The sequence below is a fragment of the Cellulosilyticum sp. genome (assembly GCF_982396655.1).
Window position 1 is genome coordinate 22,206 of the sequence record NZ_CEVXFV010000023.1, and the last position, 17,279, is coordinate 39,484.

A 17,279-nucleotide genomic window follows, 5' to 3' on the forward strand; every position below is an offset into this window, starting at 1 on the left:
CAAGTACATAGATGAACACATTAGTTTTTATCTCTCTATACTCCCCTTCTCTATAGCTGTCATTAATTTAAATGCAATAAGTTTATACATTAATTTCTTTAACTGTTCCTTTTCCTTATTGTCATCTCTATATAAGTCCTGTAACTCCTTATGTTCGTTAAAACTCTTTTCTATCATATCATTGTATATAATTGCATCTACTATAAACTGTAATAACCTCTTTTGTTCTGGCATGAAAGGCATCACGGCCCGTAGAAGTTCTGCTTCCCTGCATAGGTTATTTTCACATTCGCTACGATAACCACTCAGTCTTTGTCTGAATTGTGAAATGTACTTTTTGTCCATATACCCCCATATCAAGGCTGAAATCTCATTAAGGTCTTGCTCTAGATTAACGGTTAACTCATCTTTTTCCATAAGCTATTCCCCTTATTACTTCAGTTCCTTATTATTTTATTCTCTACTTTTTATAAAAATGTCATAAATGGTTCTATTGTATTTATGTCCACTCATACATTATATAAGAAAGGCATTCAAGGAGGATCTACAATGAGTAGCCTAGATCGTGCCGTCAACAATGACTTCTTAATGATTTCCAAATCTCTCATTCCTTATTTACCCCCTGAAAACCAAAAGTCTCTTGCCATCTTTATAAAAACCTTTGAGCTTATGCACACTATTGATCTATTTTCTAGAGATGATTTCGTGCGTTCTATGTCTCGCTCTCATGAGGTAGGATGGGAAAAAGACTTTCTCAAAGATGTTCGCAAAAATCTTTCTGGAGATCGTGGTTATTTTATAGATGCAATCTTAAAACTCACGGAAGTGAGAGACCTTATTGATAATCACACGCCAAGAGATACTTTTACCCCACCTAGCCCTACGGTAAATGAGCCAGTTCAAGATATAAATACAACACCGCCTACTGAAAACGCATCCACAAATCCTACTGAAGTCATCGACAAACTTTCATCTATACTAGAACCTAATCAAGCTCAGCTCCTAAAAATACTCTCTTCCTTTATGAAATAAAGTTTTTATGAAATAAAGTTTTTATGAAATATTAAAAAGGAGGCTTTATATGGATCTGCTCAATCACCCTGCATTTGCCAATGCAGACAAAAGCTTTTTAATCTACCTACAAAAGACTCTAAACACGCTAACCTACAAAAGCGATATTGAGGTCATTGCTACACTAATGGCTATTTCCAATGAAGCCAATAAAAAAAATGTACAATTTACTCCAGAAATGCAAATTGCCCTCTTAGAATATCTTAAAGGGCGCCTGCCTGTTAATAAACGTCATCAATTTGAGGCAATGATTAAAACCTTTACCTCAGCTATGACCAAATCTAAGTAAATCTCATCAAATAAAAAGGCAAGTAGTTATGCCACTAAAATATGGTGCATAACTACCTGCCTTTTTATATTGGTAATACTGGCCCTATAGCAAAGCCCACTACACAACTTGCTAAAAATGTTAATGCTATAATAAAAATCACGAGCAATATATAACCCAAACTAAAAATACGGTGTTTCTTCTCTTTCTTCTGACTTACCTCCTCCTCTTTAGCTGGAGGTGATACGATTTCTTCACACACCATCTTCTCTTCCTTCTTACTTATAGTTTCTCTATAGGCTTCTTTTTCTAAGGTCTTAACAGGCTCTTCGCCTCTTACTTCCCTTTTACACTCATTACAATAACGTTGAATTTCACCTACGATTTCTTTACCACATCTTTTACAATTCATTACTTCTATTACCTCATTTATCTATACTCTCTTGTTACTATAATTTTGTTGCATTCTTTTCAAGTACCTTTGTAAAGTTAATCGTCGCCATCTTTACATGATCCTCAGCTTCCATAAGACTTACAAAATAATAACTCATATCACCAACATTTAAATTAAACGCATTATTTAAAATAAGATTATATGCATTCAATAATTCCTTATAACTTGTTATCACAGCTTTTCCTGTATCACTTTGTAAATACTTCTCTACCTCACTAATCATGCTCATATCTTGATTTAATCTTTGCCTTGCTGTTGTAAGCGTCTCGATATTATACTCCTTAATACCTGTTTGAATTGCTGCTCTATAGTAACTTACATTAATTTTTTCTTCTACTAATTCTATATAGTTTAAATCATTATGTAGCCTTTTTCCTACCTGTGTTGGCTCTGGTAAGCTAAAAGCACTTACTTTACTCATTACTAAACCTGTATCTGTTTGTACACTTGTATAACCAAACATCTTTTCAATTACATCTAAAGAAATATATGTTTGTCCATCCTTTTGAATCGGAATTGATTTACTGATGAAATAGCCCTTACTATTCTTTAAATACTGATTATTTCTGTTAACTGTTACGACATTGTTATTTTGTTTTAAAATAATATGCTCCTCTGTAACACTACTAATTTGTATACCTAGCATTTCGCATACTTTTCTTAAAGGATATAAAGCATGCTCCTCAGTATCTACTTGAGCCAACTGATTCTCTATAACTATATTTCTTACCCCACCATAAGTTACAGAACTCATTGTCAATGTACCTAGTAATATTCCAGTCAAGATTAGCTTTTTATTCACTTAAAATTCCTCCACTTTAGTTAATATATCTATCTCTCTCCACGTCCATACTACTATACACATACAGGCTAATCAATGACCCTCAAAAATATAATATTATTTCAATTATTTTTTATATTATTAAATATATGTAAACAAACCAAAAATTTAATCATCTCTTTAATTTGTTTCTCAATGACTTCACATGACCAGAAACTATGAACAACTTAAATTTATAAATGTGAAATCTATATAGAGAAAACAACTAAAAACTTGAAATATACATGTACATAAATTGTTTTCTCTCAATGATTTCACATGACTAAAAATCATGAATAACTTAAATTTATAAATGTGAAATCTATATTAAATAAAAGGCGTTGTATAAATTAATATACAACGTCTTTTATTTCATTTATTTTGCTACAAGGTTTACAATACGACCTTTAACATAAATTTCTTTAACGATAGTTTTGCCTTCTAATTTTTGAGCTACAAGTTCTTTTGCTTTTGCAATCGCTTCTTCTTGTGGTGCTTCTGGTGAAATCATCATACGTGCTGCGATTTTACCTGTAATTTGAACAGCAACTTCTACTTCGTCTTCTTTCATTTTTTCTTCGTCGAAGCAAGGCCATGTATTATCAAATACATCTCCTTCACCGCCAACTTTGCTCCATAATTCTTCACTTACGTGAGGAATGAATGGTGCTAAAAGAACGATAAGTGCTTTAAGTGTTTCGTTTGCAATACCGCCTTCTTTCTTTTGGATTTCAATGAATTTATTTGTATATTCCATGAAACCACTTACTACTGTATTAAGGTTGAAGCTTTCCATACGTACAGTAATATCGCGAACAAGTTTGTGACGAAGTCTTTCCATTTCTTTTGTTTCAGCAACTGGTGTATTTTCATCTACAAGTTTCCATACTTTATTGATGAAACGGTAAACCCCTTCAATACCTCTATCATCCCATTCAGAATCAAGTTCTGGTGGTCCGATGAAGAGTTCGTACATACGAAGTGAGTCACAACCATATTTTTCAACAAGCTCATCTGGAGAAACAACGTTTCCTTTAGATTTACTCATTTTAGCGCCAGCTTTAGTTACCATACCTTGGTTGAAGAGACGTTTGAATGGTTCTTCGAAGTCTACTACACCGATATCATATAAGAATTTAGTATAGAAACGTGCATAAAGAAGGTGAAGTACGGCATGTTCAATACCACCAACGTACATATCTACTGGTAACCATTTTTTCATATCTTCTTTGCTGATAAGTTCTTGTGTATTGTGTGGATTTGGATATCTTAAGAAGTACCAAGATGAACCAGCCCATTGTGGCATAGTGTTTGTTTCACGTTTAGCAGGACCACCACAACAAGGACAAGTTGTATTTACCCACTCTTCAATAGCTGCAAGTGGTGATTCACCTGTACCTGTTGGCTCATAGCTTTCTACATCCGGAAGACGTACTGGAAGATCTTCTTCTTTAACGCCTACAATACCACATTTATCACAGTGAACTACTGGAATTGGTTCTCCCCAATATCTTTGACGAGAGAATACCCAGTCACGAAGTTTATAATTAGTTGTTTTCTTACCGATATTTTTAGTTTCAAGGAATTCTGGAATAGCTTTTTTAGCTTCTTCAGATGGCATACCATTGAAATCACCTGAGTTAATCATTACACCAGGTTCTGTATAAGCTTCTGTAAGTTCTTCTTCTTCACCTGATTTAGAGATAACTTGGATAATTGGTAAGTCAAATTTCTTAGCAAATGCAAAGTCTCTATCATCATGAGCTGGTACACACATAATCGCACCTGTACCATAATCTGCAAGTACATAATCAGAAATCCATACTGGAATTTTAGCACCATTAAGTGGGTTAATAGCATATCTACCTAAGAATACACCTGTTTTTTCTTTATCTGCCATACGGTCTACTGATGATTTTGTAGACGCATCAAATACATATTTTTCAACTTCTGCTTTTTGTTCTTCTGTAGTAAGTGCCATTACTTTTGCATGTTCTGGCGCCATTACCATGAAGCTTGCACCGTAAAGTGTATCTGGTCTAGTTGTGAAAACTTTGATTTTTTCATCTGTGCCTTCGATTCCGAAGTCGATTTCAGCACCATAGCTTTTACCAATCCAGTCAGCTTGCATTTTTTTAACTTTTTCTGGCCAATCAAGACCATCTAAGTCATTAAGAAGTCTTTCTGCATAGTTTGTAATTTTGAGCATCCATTGACGAAGATTTTTCTTAGTTACTGTAGAACCACAACGTTCACAGCATCCTTCTTTAACTTCTTCATTTGCAAGACCTGTTTTACAAGATGGACACCAGTTGATTGGCATTTCTTTTTCATAAGCTAAGCCATTTTCAAACATTTTAAGGAAAATCCATTGTGTCCATTTGTAGAATTCTGGATCTGTTGTGTTAACTTCTTTATCCCAGTCATAAATTGCACTGATATCATGAAGCTGACGTTTGAAGTTTGCTACATTCTCAGCTGTAGCAATAGCTGGGTGTACTTTCTTTTGAATTGCATAGTTTTCTGCTGGAAGACCAAATGCATCCCATCCCATTGGATGAAGTACATAATGACCTTGAAGCATTTTATAACGGCTCCATACATCTGAAAGCACATAACCTCTCCAGTGACCTACATGAAGACCATTTCCTGATGGATATGGGAACATATCTAGGCAGTAATAAGGTTTTTTATCTGGTGTTTCAACGTTTACTGGATGTTCTTCCCAGTGTTTTCTCCACTTTTGTTCAATTTCTTTGTGATTATATTGCACTTTTCTTCTCCTCCTTTGTAATGAACGAAAACAATAAAAAAACCTCTCGCTTCTCAAATGACCTTCTAATGAAAGCACTTAAGAGACGAAAGGTTGTATTTCCGCGTTACCACTCTTATTTGCAATTTTAAACTTTGAACTTTTACTTATTAAAAATTCAATAATTTAAATTTGCACACTCATTCTTCTATAACGGGAAGTCCCGCCATGACCTACTACCATTTCAGCCTGGAACTTGGCGACGAGTTCATAAAAGCTTTCTACTATTTCACACCACCCAATAGCTCTCTGAAAAAAAGGACTCTTACTACTACTTCGCTTCATAGTCTTTAGTTTATAATATTTACTTAGGCAATTCTAACATATCATTTTATGAAAATCAACGACTTCCGCATATTTTTTACTTTACTTACCACATGTTGCCCTTACTTTACATTTGATGTATTATTCCCAGGCTTCTTCTTTTCTATACCATAACCTTGTAAAATCATTTCTATTTTTTCTGCTCCTTCGTCTGCTTTTCTCCCCTAGCTGCCTCACGCTGCTTCTTTCTTTTTAAAATAATATAAACTAGGATACCTACTGGTACTAAAATAACTAAGAACGGAATCAGTGCAATAATAAATAATGCCAATCCCTTAAAGATACGGATAACACCTTGAATAGACTCATTAAATGTTGCTTTGACTTGATCACCAAAAGTTTTAACTGGTTTAGTAACCTGTATCTTACCTACCTCTTGAATTTCTACCTCTATTGTGGACATATCCACTAAGCTATCATAACTTTGAAGTGTTCCCTTTAGAGACTCTATTTCATAAGTTACATCTCCTAGCTCCTTCTCAATCTCAAAAAGGTCTTTTAAATCGCCTGATTGCTCTAGCAATGCCAGTAAGTGCTCCTTCCTTATATTAAGTGCCTTCATTCGCGTTTCTGTATCCACATATTGACTTGTGATATCTTCACTATTAGAAGTTAAATAAGAAACATTCCCAAAGTCTCCTCCTTTATTCATAAATGTATCAAAAGATTTCTGCGGAATCCTGACTGTTAAACTAGCCGTTCTAGATGTTGTATAATCCTCATAAAAATCAGCACCTTGAATATTAGAGTTCTCAATATATCCCTTTAAAGATTGCACATACTCTGTAAGTTTATTGACACTTTCATTAAAATGCTCTGTTTGAATATGTATTGTTCCATTTTTAATAATCTTACGATTATAATCAATCTCTGTATTAATCTCCGGTACAGATGAGTTATCACCTCCCGCCTCATCACTTGTTTCTTCCGTAATTTCAGCATTTTCATATATACTACTATCCTGAGATGCTGTATAATTCTCTGTTACACCTGTTTTATCGCTACTGCTGCCACATCCTACAGTTAAACTTACCATTAACAACCCTAATAAAGCGCCACTTATTTTTCCCCATTGCCTCTTCATAACTGCTCTCCTTTTATAATTTAAATTTAATCTATACTATAGATTTCACATCTATATAGACTTCACATTTATAAATTTTAGTTATTCATGATTTTTAGTCATGTGAAATCATTGGGAGAATTCTATTTACCGACACGTATTCAAGTTTTTAGTTGGTTTCTCTATATATGACGTGTTTTATTTAAAATTGTTCCATTTTTTATTTTTTAAATTTTTATTAATTTCTTATAGATGCTTTATACCCCAAATTAACTATTAAATTATACAAAATGTTAGCCCTTGATTTTGTTAACCGTATTACAATTGACCTGAGAGAGTAAAAGTTTCGCCTAAACCACATATATCCTTCAAACAATTCCTCCTGATTCATATTTTTAGGACGAAACGCTACGCGCGTTTTTCCATTATAATATGACCAATCATGGGTTAATAATCTTCCTTCCTCTGGCAGCAATGTAGCATGAGGCCCCTCAAAAACCACTTTACTTCCTTTCTTTTGAAACCTTCGCGTAATCTCATAACAATGCGGTGCATTAGCTGTATTTACTGTCATGGCAACTAAATCAAATTGCCCCTCAAAACAGTGCCCTATTTTATATCTTTAATAGACAAACAAATATATCCCAAACCAATGCAGTACAGCACCCGCAAGTACAAAGAAATGCCAAATAAAATGGGTATACTTTTTACCTTTTGAAAAAGGAATCATTCCTACTGTATAAATAATTCCTCCTATAATAATAAACCAAAATAATGGTCTATCATTCTTTAGCCAATCTGGTATGAACATAAGCGCACTCCAACCAATTACAAAATATAAACTAAAATGTAACCACTGCAACCTGCCAGGTCCAAACACACCTATCATGGTAATCCCTAAAATAATCAGTCCCCACTGAACACAAAAAAGCACAATCCCTAATGTATTTCCCCAATATACCAGATATAAGGGTGCAAAAGTTCCTCCAATTAAAAGATAAATCGAAGAATAATCAAATCTTCTCCACAATCTTTTAACACCTGACCCACTTCTAAAAGCATGATATAAACAACTCATTAGCATCAACATCACTAAACTAATGCCATAAAAGCAAGATGCCATCACCTTTAAGCCTGTATCCGACTTAAGCAGTAGTAGTATCATCCCCGCAATAGCCAGCATTGCACCTACACCATGGGTTACTGCATTTCCTACCTCCTCTCCTAATGTTAAATGTGGTGGTTCATTTAATTGTCTGATATATTGTTTCTTTTTTTCCTTATCTATCTTTTGTTTTAATTCGCTAAGCTTGCTTTCCATACTACAGACTCTCCTTTTATTTACCTTTCACCTATTTTCACAATAGTTTTCACCATTTACTAAATTATACAACAATTAATCATATATTGCACCTATGATAAAAACAGCGGCACCTCAATTTAGAAGTACCGCTGTTTTTATCATCTTATTTATTAATTGCTCATCACTCTAAAGGTTTATAGCAGAACCACCAGTCATAACAGCAATTCTCTGTCTTATTCTTTTCTGCACCTTCAATAGTTGTTGCTGGTGGCACGATAACTTGGTCCCCAATAAGTTCATTGTTTGGCCAATTAGCTGGCATTGCAACTTTATGTTTATCCGCAATCTGGAGAGCTGCTAGCGCTCTTATGATTTCTTCCATATTACGCCCAACTTCTGATGGATAATATAAAATCATACGTATCGTTCCTGTAGGGTCTACAAAGAAAACAGCGCGAACCGTCTGAGTTGTTTTGGCACTATGTACCATGCCGAGTTCGCTTGCTACCTTCCCCATAGAATCTGCAATAATTGGAAATGGTATAGGTGTGCATAGATTTTGTTCAATCCACTCTACCCATTTAATGTGTGGCTGTACTTGATCTACTGAAAGACCTAAAAGTTCTGTATCTAACTGCTTGAAATTCTCATAGTTCTTAGCAAAAGACACGAACTCCGTCGTGCATACAGGTGTAAAATCTCCTGGATGACTAAATAAAATAAGCCATTTACCTAAATAATCATCTGGCAATGTCTTGTTACCCATAGTTGTCTGTACTTTCATCTTAGGCATTTTATCACCTATTGTAACACCTTTACATGGTTTCATATTCTCTTGCATCATTATGCATTTCATTCCCATATTCATATTGCCTTCAGACATCTTCTCCATTTTACTGCCTTTACACATCTCCGCTTTACTATACTTCTTATTTGGCTCGCACTTATTTGGCTCACACTTATTCATTTCCTTCTTTTCTTGCTTCTTCTCACACTCGGATTCTTTTCCTATCTTAGTAGACCAATCCGTATTCCAACCAAATTCTTGCTGCTTTCCTTCTTTTTTATTGTAATCCATATCTTTCATCTGCTTTTTATCTTGCTCTTGTTTTTGCTTCTTTTCTTTCTTCATAACACTTTCATCATCATTATCTGAATCGCATTTCCCCATGCTCTTAATACTATGCATCATGTTTTCACCTTTAAACTCGTTAGGTTCAATCACTTTTATCACACCTTTACTGATGAATTTACCACTAGCATATATATGATGAAAGTAGCTTTTCCTATGCCTCTAAGGGCTGACCCATTATTTTATCTTTCATTTGCTTTACTAGCTAAAGAAGCTTGATACCTTCCAATCATACCAATTACTAACCATCTAGGCAATTTGACAAATAGTTTATTACGAAATCCTGGTACGATGACACGCTTGCCTTTCATCAGTCCTTTATAAGCTGCCTTCGCCATAAATTCTGGTGACATCGCCATACGCGGATCTGCTTTACCTGCTACTTTAGCAAAATTTGTTTTGGTTGCACCTGGGCATAATGCTGACACTGTAATATTATATGGTTTTAATTCTAACCATAAGGCTTCTGAAAGTGATAGTACATACGCCTTAGTTGCATAATAAATTGCTGTATAAGGCCCCGGATGATAGGAGCCTGTTGAAGCTACATTTAGAATCTTACCTCTACCATTTTTCATCATTTCCCGGGAAAAATATTTAGTTAATAAAGTTAAATTTGTCATATTAAGTTCCATCATACTTAAGTCTTTTTCATATCCAGCCTTTACAAATTCCCCAACATAACCTACTCCAGCATTATTCACTAAAATTTCTACTTCAACACCTAATGCCTTTACTTCGTCATATAAGAAACTTGCACCATCTTCTTGTGCTAAATCGACTTTACATACATCAACTTTAATATTATATTTCGTCTCCAACTCGCTTTTTAATATATCCATTTTTTCTTTACTTCTAGCTGCTATAATCAAATCATATCCATGGTGTGCAAAGACCTTGGCAAGCTCCAAACCAATGCCACTTGAAGCACCTGTTATTAAAACACTCATTACTTTTCCTCCGCCTTCTTTACTCTCTTATAAAAATATTATAAGAGTTTTAAAGAGGTGTGACTAGGAAATTTTACGAAAGGGGTCTATCTATGAATTGGCTTAATAATATGGGAAACAAATTTAGAAGCTTTATGCAAGGGCGCTACGGAAGTGATCAACTTTGTCTTGCATTACTGATTGTTTCAATTCTCTTGTCCTTTTTATCACCACTTACAGGTTCACCAATTGTAGCAATCATCTCTTATATTCCACTTATTCTTTGTATTTATCGTATGTTCTCTAAAAATATCTCTAAGCGTTATGAAGAAAATCGCAAGTTCATGAACTTCTGGCACCCTATTTGGCAAAAGATTTTAGGTTTTAAAAATAAAGTTCAAAAAAAGGTAACACAACTTAAAGATAAAGACCATAAATATTACAAATGTCCTAACTGTAAAAAAACGCTCCGTGTACCTAAAGGACGTGGTAATATTCGTATCACTTGCCCAAAATGCCATCATGAATTTTCTAAACGTACTTAAATGGTATTGAAAGGCGGTAGCACTTTTACGCCACCACCTTTCAATACCATTTTTTCTAAAAACCGATTTACCTACATATATATTTCAAGCTTTTAGTTGTTTTCTCTATATACTTTAATCTATAATCAATACAAAGAATATTCTTATTATTTTTCCTACAAGGAGGTTGTATTATGCGTTTTAAAAAATTGCTTTGCGGTTGCCTTGCTTTTTCTTTGATGACACCTTATTTATTGGCGTCTTCCATTACTGTCAAGTTAAATACTCAACCCTTAGAACTTACAGAAGAGCCTATTTTTGTCGGTGAAAATGTGTATCTTCCTTTAAGAAGTTTTTCTGATGCTTTAGGTTATCATACACGCTATGATAAAGAAAAGGGCCAAATCATTATTTCAACACCTTCTGATATTGTCCTTACGCTCCCTATCCTCACTGCACCTTCTGGCAAAGGTGCTATCCTCAAAAATAATAAAGCTTACTTACCGCTTCGTATGGTTTCTGAAGGTCTAGGCTACAATGTCTCTTGGGATGGTAAATCTCAAACGGTCGCACTGTCTAAAGCCTCAGCAATCTCAAAGACTAACATCCAACAAATAGCTTTAGATGTAGCCGAATGTATTAAAAATAAAAAGTTTGAGCCTATTGTCGCCCTATTTGATTCTACCCTTTCAGCCTCACTTACTACCGAGGATCTAGAAAATGTCTTTGCGCAGCTAGAATCTGTCTTAGGGCCTATTCAGTCTTATAGCTATCTCCAAACTGGCAGCTTTGATAACTATGAAGAAGGCGATGTCTTATTAAAATATGCACAAACTACTGTCAGCCTTGCTGTAGTTATTAATGAAGAAAAACAGATTAGCGGTATTCATACCAATCAATATACACCAAAAATAAACTTACCTGCAGGTGCCGTAGAAAAAGAAATTACATTTGGCGCAGACTCTGCTTATCCTTTAACAGGTACATTAATACTGCCTAATAAAGAAGGCAATTATCCAGTTGTTGTCTTAGTTCATGGTTCTGGTCCTCTTGACCAAGATGAAACAGTCTATAATACAAAATTCTTTCGTGATGTAGCTTATGGGCTTGCCGAAAGAGGCATTGCAACTTTCCGCTATGACAAACGTACTTTTACATATGCAGAAGAATTAACAGGTAGCACAACACTTACACTGGATGAAGAAGTTATCGACGATGCACTCGCAGCCATTGATTTAATGGGGCAAACAGAACATATCAACTCAAATCAAGTCTATGTATTAGGCCATAGTCTTGGTGCAATGCTCGTTCCTATGCTCAATGAAAAAACTACTCATGTAGCTGGATATATTATGGCCAGTGCACCTGCTAGAGCCCTGCCTGATGTTGTACTTGAGCAGTACAAATATTTAACATCACTTGATACTACCTTATCTGAAGCTGATAAAGTTGGCTATATGGAACAAGTTCAATATTTTGTAGATGCTGCTAAAAATGCTACCGTAAGCACTGCTGGTGATACATTAGGTCTTGCAGGCTTCAATGACCTCTTCTGGGCTGCTCTTAATACCTATGACCAACAAGCTAAAGCCCAAAAAATCTCTGTACCAACCTTAATTACACAAGGCGAAAGAGACTATCAAGTAACCATGGAAGACTTCAACCTTTGGCAAGAAGCACTTAAAGATTTTGATAACTTCACCTTTAAATCTTACCCCAGCCTTAATCACCTTTACGTAAGCGGTAGTAAACCCAGCACGCCTGATGAATATTTATTTGATAGTTTTGCAGATACAACTTATATTAATGATATTGCCACATGGATTAACTCACCAAACAAATAATTTGCCTTTTCTAGGTCTATTTAAACTCACTATCATAAAAAGCCTATTACGAAACTAATTTCGCAATAGGCCTTTTTACTTAATTTATTAATTTATTATAACTCACTAGTCAGTAACTGCATCAGTTCATCTTCTGATAAGCCACTTAAATTATTTTGAGCCTGGCCGCTCATAACTTGTTCAATGAGCTCTTTTTTCTCCTCTTGCAAGGCAATAACACGCTCTTCAATCGTTCCTTCAGCAATAAGCTTAATAACTGTTACAACCTGCTTTTGACCCATACGGTGCGCTCTATCACTTGCTTGATTTTCTACTGCCGGATTCCACCATGGATCAAAGTGAATAACTGTGCTGGCACTTGTTAGATTAAGCCCTGTGCCACCTGCTTTAAGTGAAATTAAGAATACTCTTTTATTTGGGTCTTCATTAAACGCATCTACAAGCGCTACACGCTGCTTAGCTTCAGTCTGACCATCTAAATAACTATAACTGATATCAGCTTCTTCCAAGCGCTCTCTAATTTCACCAAGTACTGTTGTAAATTGTGAGAAGATAAGTACCTTTTGGTCAGCTATTTCTTCAAGCAGGTTCATTAAGTAATCTAACTTCGAATTTCTGCCTTTATATTGTTTCACCATACGTTCTGGCACCAAGCAGATTTGACGAAGCTTTGTTAAATATGCAAGCAGTGCCGCGCGGTTTGCTTCATCTACTTGAATTTTTTCCTTAATGAGCTTTTTCATCGCTGCATAAGCTCTTTGATGATACGGGTCAAGAGTAACTACAACCTTCTGTTCAATCTTATCTGGCAATTCATCTAATACTTCCTTTTTTGTACGTCTTAGCATAAAAGGACTAATCAGACTTCTAAGCGCCTCAATTTGTGGCGGTTCAGTCATAAAGATATTTTGGAAACGCAGTGAATTATATAAATACCCTGGCATAATAAAGTCCATAATAGACCATAATTCCATTAAATTATTTTCCATAGGCGTTCCTGTTAAAGCAAAACGTACTTTACTTTTTACACCTTTAATCGTTTGTGTAATCTGAGATTTAGCATTTTTAATCTGCTGTGCTTCATCTAAAACGCAGTAATCAAAAACCATATCTTCATAGTGAGCTTCATCATTTCTATAAGTCCCATAAGTCGTTAGTAAAATATCATACTCATTATGTTCGGCTAATACTTTTAAACGTTTTTCCCTGCTACCATGCACAATACCTACTTTTAAAGAAGGTGCAAAGCGTTCAATTTCATTTTTCCAGTTGTAAACAAGGGCAGTAGGCGTAATAACTAAACTTTTCGTCCCTGACTGTGCTGCTAAGAAAGCAATCATTTGCAGTGTCTTTCCGAGACCCATTTCATCTGCTAAAATTCCCCCTAAGCCATAACGTGCTGCAGTTACCAAAAAGTCAAACCCCTCTTTTTGATAACTCCTTAAAGTATCCTCCAGGTAAGCTGGAACACTTTCATTTACTTTCGTTTTCACTAGTTTTTTAAGGGCTGTTTTAACATTATCTTTTCCTTCTACAAAATCCATTTCTTCCAGCTGGTCAGCTAGAAATAATGCCTTTTGCTCTGGAATTTTAATTTGTTCAATTTCATTATAAACACCCAAAATATCAATTAGTGATAAAGCTTGTTGTAATTTTTCTTCCTCTAGATTTAAATAATGCCCATTACCTAAATAAAATAATTTCTTACGTTCTTTGTAGGCTGTAAATATTTTTCGATATTCACTTTTTGGTACACCTTCTATTTCAAAGCCCATACCAAAATACCCTTTTTTCAGGCTCCCCATAGTCATATAGATATTAGGCGTTAAAATTGACTGTTCATCCGGCTCAGTATTTTTCTGCTTTAATACATTGAGTCCCTTATAAGCTACTGCCACTACATGTGCACAAATATTAGGTCCTACATGCTCTGCTAACATATTATGACAGTCACAGCTACTTTCAATAATGCGTCGTCTCAATAAATCTACACTTATCATACAGCTATATGTTTGTCTGCGATACTCATCATGCACATTACCATAAAATAAAACTTCTTGGCCACGTTCTTTTGCATAAGCTTCTGTCACTACATTATTCTTGTACATCGCCACACCGCTGTCAAACTTCCCCCGCTCTGTATTCTCCTTTAAAACTTGTTTAATCCATTCCATCCTTGCACCTCTTTTCTTCTGTTATCACAATAAATACCCCATGAACACACATAGGTTCATGGGGTTAACTGCTTTTCATTTTCTACTTGACTATATTCATTATACTATAGTATTTCCCTTTCTGCAATTTTTATGCGCTATAAATCCCTTCTTTCCCTTTACTTTAGGCTCTAGCTGCAATCACTTTTTCTTGAATATCCTGAGGTGCCTCTTCATAACGCTCAAAATTATATGCCACCTCACCCCTACCTTGGGTCATAGACCTTACATCTGTAGGATATGAATAAAGCTCTGCTAATGGAATCTCTGCCATGATTTTTTGTTTTTTACCAACAATATCTAAGCCCATCATGCGGCCACGACGCTTTTTCAGATCCCCTAAAATATCTCCTGTATATTCTTCAGGTACAACAATCTCTACATGGGCAATAGGCTCCAATATAATTGGCTTTGCCTTAGTAATGCCTTCTTTAAAAGCAATAGTTGTCGCCATCTTAAATGCCATTTCCGAAGAATCTACTGGATGGTATGAACCATCTAATAATATAGCCTTTATTCCTACTACTGGATAGCCTGCTAGAACTCCCCTTGAAACACATTCTTCTAGTCCTTTTTCTACTGCTGGGAAGTATTGTTTAGGGACAGAACCTCCGAAAATTTTCTCCTCAAAGACATATGGCATATCTAAATCCCCTGAAGGCTCAAACTCCATCACCACATCTCCATATTGGCCATGGCCACCTGATTGTTTCTTATGCTTACCACGTACATTGGCCTTCCCTTTAATCGTTTCACGATACGGCGTAGTTGGGTTTTGAATATAAACTTCTACCTTGAACTTATTTTTAAGCATGCTTATAATCACATCTATCTGCTGTTGGCCTATGGCATCGATAATTGTTTCATGCGTTTCCCGATCATACTCCACACTAAAGGTATGATCTTCTGACATCAATTTATAAAGGCTGGTAGACATTTTTTCTTCATCGCCTTTGCCTACTGGGAAAACAGCCATCTTAACGAATGCTTGTGGAAATGTAATATCAGGATAAACTTTATTAAATCCTTTTTCAGCAAAGGTATCCCCTGTTTTTGGCGTTTTAAGTTTAGGAACAGCGCCAATATCTCCAGCACAAAGTTCTGCTACTTCTTTTTGCTCTTTACCACATAACACATAAATATGTGCCATACGCTCGCTATCACCTGTCTTAGGATTATATAATGTATCCTCCGTCTTTACTTTACCGGATTTTACTTTAAATAACGAAAACTTTCCAATGAAGGGGTCAACTAAGGTTTTAAAAATAAATATGGAACTAGGTTCTTCATCCGTACATGCTACTTCTTCAATCTCCTCAGTCTCTACATTTTGTGCTACAGCCTTCATGCGTTCATCCGGTGATGGGAATAATGAAATGATAGTGTTCATTAAAACTGTAACTCCTGTACCATTTAGACTGCTGCCACAAAGCACAGGGACTATCTCACCGCTTACAACACCTTTTTTAAATGCCTCCTCTATTTCTTCTTCCGTTAATTCTTCTTCTGCAAAATACTTTTCCATCAATGTCTCATCTGTCTCAGCTACAGCTTCTAAAATCATTGTCCGAACTGATTTTATCTCATCTTCTAAATGAGTAGGGATAGGGCAATCTACTACTTTAGAACCATCAAATTTACGCCCTATCATTTTAAGTACATGAACATAACCTACGAATTGTCCCTCTTCATACCAAGGCACTTGAATCGGCGCAATACTGCTTCCAAACTTCTGTTGACAATTTTGTAGTAGGCCTTCAAAATCTTGATCCGGTGCGTCCATTTCTGTAATAAATATCATCTTTGGTATGCCAGCTTCCTCAGCATATTCCCAAGCTTTTTCAGTACCCACTTCTATGCCTTGTGAAGCTTTTACCACAATAAGTGCACTATCTGCTACACTCATAGCTTCTTTTACGCCACCAACGAAATCAAAATATCCAGGAGTATCTAACACATTGATTTTATGGTCTTGCCATTCAATAGGGACTATAGATGTTCGAATCGAAAACTTACGCCTTATCTCCTCTTGCTCAAAGTCAGAAACAGTATTTCCTTGTTCCACCCTTCCCATCCTATTAGTTACCCCGGCATTAAAAAGCATTGATTCTACCAAAGTCGTCTTGCCACTACTGCCGTGCCCAATTAAGGCAACATTCCTAATGTCCTTTGTCTCATATATTTTCATACAAAACCCCTCCTTCGGTAAGATATTTCATTGGATGAACTATCTGTTACTTACATATTTATTTTAAGGCGTCTTGTAAAATACCACTTTTTAGAAATATTTCCTTAAATTCATATCTTGTTTCATTTCTTATTGTCTTTCCTTACCATATAGCTCAAGCTCCTCATATTAATTTTCCTGTCATAATGTATACATTTTGTTAAAAGTTTGGACATATTATTTATGCATAATAATAAGCACAAATTATTAACATTCATAGATTTTAACCATCCATTGTTTTGGGATGATATGCAATCATTTATATATTACATCAGAAAGGACTACTGGTATGAAC

Annotated in this window: 14 protein-coding genes and 1 other annotated feature; of the genes, 4 read left to right on the plus strand and 10 right to left on the minus strand. The window is 35.4% G+C overall.

The annotated features are described in order from the left end of the window. Positions 1-27 precede the first annotated feature (27 nt). The gene (locus AC1VAQ_RS11230; RefSeq protein WP_302598639.1) at positions 28-417 is read right to left on the minus strand and encodes a hypothetical protein; all 390 of its coding nucleotides are present in this window, start codon (positions 415-417) and stop codon (positions 28-30) included. A gap of 132 nt (positions 418-549) precedes the next feature. Between AC1VAQ_RS11230 and AC1VAQ_RS11235 the strand changes: the two genes are divergently transcribed. Together AC1VAQ_RS11235 and AC1VAQ_RS11240 are read left to right on the plus strand one after the other, a co-directional pair. Next, positions 550-1,032 carry a hypothetical protein gene (locus AC1VAQ_RS11235; protein ID WP_302598638.1) on the plus strand — a complete coding sequence of 161 codons (483 nt, stop codon included), beginning with the start codon at positions 550-552 and terminating at the stop codon, positions 1,030-1,032. A gap of 49 nt (positions 1,033-1,081) precedes the next feature. After that, positions 1,082-1,360: a hypothetical protein gene (locus AC1VAQ_RS11240; protein ID WP_302598637.1), complete on the plus strand. Its 279-nt coding sequence runs from the start codon at positions 1,082-1,084 to the stop codon at positions 1,358-1,360. Positions 1,361-1,424: 64 nt separating this feature from the next. Here the strand turns inward: AC1VAQ_RS11240 and AC1VAQ_RS11245 are convergent, their stop codons facing one another. The 7 genes from AC1VAQ_RS11245 to AC1VAQ_RS11275 form a co-directional block, all read right to left on the minus strand. Further along, positions 1,425-1,751: a hypothetical protein gene (locus tag AC1VAQ_RS11245; protein ID WP_302598636.1), complete on the minus strand. Its 327-nt coding sequence runs from the start codon at positions 1,749-1,751 to the stop codon at positions 1,425-1,427. 37 nt (positions 1,752-1,788) lie between these two features. Continuing rightward, positions 1,789-2,595, minus strand: coding sequence for a stalk domain-containing protein (locus tag AC1VAQ_RS11250; RefSeq protein ID WP_302598635.1), 807 nt, complete (start codon positions 2,593-2,595; stop codon positions 1,789-1,791). Between the two features lie 394 nt (positions 2,596-2,989). After that, a complete protein-coding gene (leuS, locus tag AC1VAQ_RS11255) occupies positions 2,990-5,386 on the minus strand; it encodes a leucine--tRNA ligase (protein ID WP_479903909.1) in 2,397 nt (798 codons plus the stop codon). A gap of 78 nt (positions 5,387-5,464) precedes the next feature. Beyond that, positions 5,465-5,719, minus strand: a binding site (T-box leader). A gap of 160 nt (positions 5,720-5,879) precedes the next feature. Further along, on the minus strand, positions 5,880-6,833 hold the full coding sequence (locus tag AC1VAQ_RS11260; protein WP_479903910.1) for a DUF4349 domain-containing protein: 954 nt from the start codon (positions 6,831-6,833) through the stop codon (positions 5,880-5,882). A 601-nt stretch (positions 6,834-7,434) separates the two neighbouring features. Next, positions 7,435-8,133, minus strand: coding sequence for a PAQR family membrane homeostasis protein TrhA (gene trhA, locus AC1VAQ_RS11265; RefSeq protein WP_302598631.1), 699 nt, complete (start codon positions 8,131-8,133; stop codon positions 7,435-7,437). A 163-nt stretch (positions 8,134-8,296) separates the two neighbouring features. Beyond that, positions 8,297-9,340, minus strand: coding sequence for a peroxiredoxin (locus AC1VAQ_RS11270; RefSeq protein WP_302598630.1), 1,044 nt, complete (start codon positions 9,338-9,340; stop codon positions 8,297-8,299). An 89-nt stretch (positions 9,341-9,429) separates the two neighbouring features. Further along, positions 9,430-10,197, minus strand: coding sequence for an SDR family NAD(P)-dependent oxidoreductase (locus AC1VAQ_RS11275; RefSeq protein ID WP_302598629.1), 768 nt, complete (start codon positions 10,195-10,197; stop codon positions 9,430-9,432). A gap of 92 nt (positions 10,198-10,289) precedes the next feature. Here AC1VAQ_RS11275 and AC1VAQ_RS11280 point away from each other — a divergent pair, with 92 nt between their 5' ends. After that, positions 10,290-10,721 (plus strand): hypothetical protein, encoded by a 432-nt coding sequence (locus tag AC1VAQ_RS11280; RefSeq protein WP_302598628.1) that lies wholly within the window; start codon positions 10,290-10,292, stop codon positions 10,719-10,721. 173 nt (positions 10,722-10,894) lie between these two features. Then, a complete protein-coding gene (locus tag AC1VAQ_RS11285) occupies positions 10,895-12,544 on the plus strand; it encodes an alpha/beta fold hydrolase (RefSeq protein ID WP_479903911.1) in 1,650 nt (549 codons plus the stop codon). Positions 12,545-12,639: 95 nt separating this feature from the next. Here AC1VAQ_RS11285 and AC1VAQ_RS11290 read toward each other — a convergent pair whose 3' ends face one another. Both AC1VAQ_RS11290 and fusA read right to left on the minus strand, forming a co-directional pair. Then, positions 12,640-14,718, minus strand: coding sequence for a DEAD/DEAH box helicase (locus AC1VAQ_RS11290; RefSeq protein WP_303244206.1), 2,079 nt, complete (start codon positions 14,716-14,718; stop codon positions 12,640-12,642). A gap of 163 nt (positions 14,719-14,881) precedes the next feature. After that, positions 14,882-16,945 (minus strand): elongation factor G, encoded by a 2,064-nt coding sequence (gene fusA, locus AC1VAQ_RS11295; RefSeq protein ID WP_479903912.1) that lies wholly within the window; start codon positions 16,943-16,945, stop codon positions 14,882-14,884. Positions 16,946-17,279 lie beyond the last annotated feature (334 nt).

Excerpts from the sequence above, each read along its gene's own strand:
- AC1VAQ_RS11285 (WP_479903911.1), top strand. The coding sequence starts at position 10,895 with ATGCGTTTTAAAAAATTGCTTTGCGGTTGCCTTGCTTTTTCTTTGATG.
- AC1VAQ_RS11280 (WP_302598628.1), top strand. The coding sequence starts at position 10,290 with ATGAATTGGCTTAATAATATGGGAAACAAATTTAGAAGCTTTATGCAA.
- fusA (WP_479903912.1), bottom strand. The coding sequence starts at position 16,945 with ATGAAAATATATGAGACAAAGGACATTAGGAATGTTGCCTTAATTGGG.
- AC1VAQ_RS11245 (WP_302598636.1), bottom strand. The coding sequence starts at position 1,751 with ATGAATTGTAAAAGATGTGGTAAAGAAATCGTAGGTGAAATTCAACGT.
- AC1VAQ_RS11275 (WP_302598629.1), bottom strand. The coding sequence starts at position 10,197 with ATGAGTGTTTTAATAACAGGTGCTTCAAGTGGCATTGGTTTGGAGCTT.
- trhA (WP_302598631.1), bottom strand. The coding sequence starts at position 8,133 with ATGGAAAGCAAGCTTAGCGAATTAAAACAAAAGATAGATAAGGAAAAA.
- AC1VAQ_RS11260 (WP_479903910.1), bottom strand. The coding sequence starts at position 6,833 with ATGAAGAGGCAATGGGGAAAAATAAGTGGCGCTTTATTAGGGTTGTTA.
- AC1VAQ_RS11240 (WP_302598637.1), top strand. The coding sequence starts at position 1,082 with ATGGATCTGCTCAATCACCCTGCATTTGCCAATGCAGACAAAAGCTTT.
- AC1VAQ_RS11290 (WP_303244206.1), bottom strand. The coding sequence starts at position 14,718 with ATGGAATGGATTAAACAAGTTTTAAAGGAGAATACAGAGCGGGGGAAG.
- AC1VAQ_RS11235 (WP_302598638.1), top strand. The coding sequence starts at position 550 with ATGAGTAGCCTAGATCGTGCCGTCAACAATGACTTCTTAATGATTTCC.
- AC1VAQ_RS11230 (WP_302598639.1), bottom strand. The coding sequence starts at position 417 with ATGGAAAAAGATGAGTTAACCGTTAATCTAGAGCAAGACCTTAATGAG.